We start from the raw sequence: 2,696 nt of genomic DNA, 5'->3' as shown, positions 1-2,696 counted from the left end.
CGGCCCCGCCCCCCCCCCCCACCCCCCCCCCCCCCCCCCCCCCCCCCCCCCCCCCCGCCCGCCCCCCCCCCCCCCCCCCCCCCCCACCGGGGTCAGCGCTGGGCGGCGATGAGCTCGGCGATCTGCACGGTGTTCAGCGCGGCGCCCTTGCGCAGGTTGTCGTTGCTGACGAACAGCGCCAGCCCGCGGTCGCCGTCCTGGCGGATCCGGCCGACGTAGCTGGGGTCGGTGCCGGCGGCCTGCAGCGGGGTGGGGACGTCGGCCAGCTGCACGCCGGGCGCGGTCGACAGCAGCTCGGTCGCGCGGGCGACCGACAGCGGCTCGGCGAACTCGACGTTCAGCGACAGCGAGTGCCCGGTGAAGACCGGCACCCGCACGCAGGTGCCGGACACCCGCAGCTCGGGGATGCCGAGGATCTTGCGGCTCTCGTTGCGGAGCTTCTGCTCCTCGTCGGTCTCGAAGGAGCCGTCGTCGACGACCGAGCCGGCCATCGGCAGCACGTTGAACGCGATCGGCGCGACGTAGACGCCCGGGTCCGGGAACGCCACGGCCGACCCGTCGTAGGCCAGCGCGTCGGCCTTCTCGGCGACGGCGAGCGCCTGCCCGTGCAGCTCCCGGACGCCGGCGACACCGGAGCCGGAGACGGCCTGGTAGGTGCTGGCCACGATCCGGGTCAGCCCGGCCTCGTCGTGCAGCGGCTTGAGCACCGGCATCGCGGCCATCGTGGTGCAGTTCGGGTTGGCGATGATCCGGCCCTCGGCGGCCAGCGCGATGTCCCCGGGGTTGACCTCGCTGCAGACCAGCGGGATCGCCGGGTCGCGGCGGAACGCGGAGCTGTTGTCGATGACGGTGACGCCGGCCGCGGCGAACCGGGGGGCCTGGGCCCGCGAGGTCGAGGCGCCGGCGGAGAACAGCGCGACGTCCAGCCCGGTCGGGTCGGCGGTGGCGGCGTCCTCGACCACGATCTCGCCGTCGCCCCAGGGCAGCGTGCTGCCGGCCGAACGGGCGGAGGCGAAGAACCGGATCGACGCGAGCGGGAAGTTCCGCTCGGCCAGGATCGAGCGCATCGCCACGCCGACCTGGCCGGTCGCGCCGACGATCCCCAGGTGCAGTGGACGGCTCATCGCCCGGTACCTCCGTAGACCACTGCCTCGGCCTGGTCCGAGCCGAGGTCGAACGCGTCGTGCACCGCGCGGACCGCGAGGTCGACGTCGGTGTCGCGGCAGACGACGGAGATGCGGATCTCCGAGGTGCTGATCAGCTCGAGGTTCACCCCGGCGTCGGCGAGGGCGCCGAAGAACTTCGCCGAGACGCCCGGGTGCGAGCGCATGCCGGCGCCGACCAGGGAGACCTTGCCGATGTGCTGGTCGAAGCTGACGTCGGTGTAGCCGACGGTGTGCTTGACCCGCTCCAGGGCGGCCAGCGCGGTGGGGCCGTCGCTCACCGGCAGGGTGAAGGAGATGTCGGTCAGCTTGCTGGCCTCGGCGGAGACGTTCTGCACGATCATGTCGATGTTGACCTCGGCGTCGGCCAGCACGCGGAAGATCTGCGCCGCCTCACCGGGCCGGTCGGGCACCCCGGAGACGGTGATCTTGCCCTCGCTCCGGTCGTGCGCGACGCCGGTGATGATCGCCTGTTCCACGGTGAGGTCCTCCATCGAGCCGGCCACGATCGTGCCGGGGAGCTGTGAGTAGGAGCTGCGCACGTGCACCGGGATGCCGTAGCGGCGGGCGTACTCGACGCAGCGGAGCATGAGCACCTTGGCCCCGGAGGCGGCGAGCTCGAGCATCTCCTCGTAGGTGATGGTCTCCAGCCGCTTGGCGTTCGGGACGATCCGCGGGTCGGCGGTGAACACGCCGTCGACGTCGGTGTAGATCTCGCAGACGTCCGCCCGCAGGGCGGCGGCGACCGCGACCGCGGTGGTGTCCGACCCGCCTCGCCCGAGGGTGGTGACGTCCTTGGTGTCCTGGCTGACGCCCTGGAACCCGGCGACGATGACGATCGAGCCCTCGTCGAGGGCGTCCCGCAGCCGGCCGGGGGTGACGTCGATGATCCGGGCCTTGCCGTGGCTGGAGGTCGTGATGACCCCCGCCTGCGACCCGGTGAACGACCGCGCCTCGTAGCCGTGCGTGGAGATGGCGATCGCCAGCAGCGCCATGGAGATCCGCTCGCCGGCGGTGAGCAGCATGTCCAGCTCGCGGCCCGGCGGGTTCGCGGTGATCTGGCTTGCCTGGTCTAGCAGTTCGTCGGTCGTGTCGCCCATGGCGGACACGACCACGACGACGTCGTCGCCGTTCTTCTTCGCCTCGACGATGCGTTCGGCGACGCGCTTGACGCGCTCGGCGTTCGCGACGGAGGAGCCTCCGTACTTCTGCACGACCAGGGCCACGGCGCAAGGCTACCGGCGCCGTCGCCGGGAGCCGCCGCCACTGGTCGCCGGCCGCCGCTGCTGTCCAGCAGGTGGGATGGGGAGGACGACGGGTGACCGCCCGGGCCGCGCGCATGTGCGCCGCCGCCAGCTGGCTGGCTGGCTGGCTGGCCGGCCGGCCGGCCGGCCGGTCCCAGCACACCTCCTCCGGCACAGTCGTGGGGGGGGGGGGGGGGGGGGGGGGGGGGGGGGGGGGGGGGGGGGGGGGGGGGGGGGGGGGGGGGGGGGGGGGGGGGGGGGGGGGGGGGGGGGGGGGGGGGGGGGGGGG

At 74.2% G+C, this 2,696-nt stretch carries 2 protein-coding genes; both read right to left on the bottom strand.

The features are described 5' to 3' along the window. Positions 1 to 92: 92 nt before the first annotated feature. Complete coding sequence (locus ACI783_RS19745) at positions 93 to 1,124, bottom strand: aspartate-semialdehyde dehydrogenase (protein ID WP_457142028.1); 1,032 nt, start codon at positions 1,122 to 1,124, stop codon at positions 93 to 95. Then, the gene (locus ACI783_RS19740; RefSeq protein ID WP_457142027.1) at positions 1,121 to 2,389 is read right to left on the bottom strand and encodes an aspartate kinase; all 1,269 of its coding nucleotides are present in this window, start codon (positions 2,387 to 2,389) and stop codon (positions 1,121 to 1,123) included. The genes ACI783_RS19745 and ACI783_RS19740 overlap by 4 nt, the downstream gene beginning before the upstream one ends. Positions 2,390 to 2,696: the final 307 nt, after the last annotated feature.

This window comes from Modestobacter sp. SYSU DS0511, assembly GCF_054050755.1.
Note: the sequence above shows the minus strand (reverse complement) of the source record. Positions and strands in the feature narration are given on the sequence as shown.

Coding starts and splice junctions, on each gene's coding strand:
- ACI783_RS19745 (WP_457142028.1), bottom strand. CDS start 1,124: ATGAGCCGTCCACTGCACCTGGGGATCGTCGGCGCGACCGGCCAGGTC.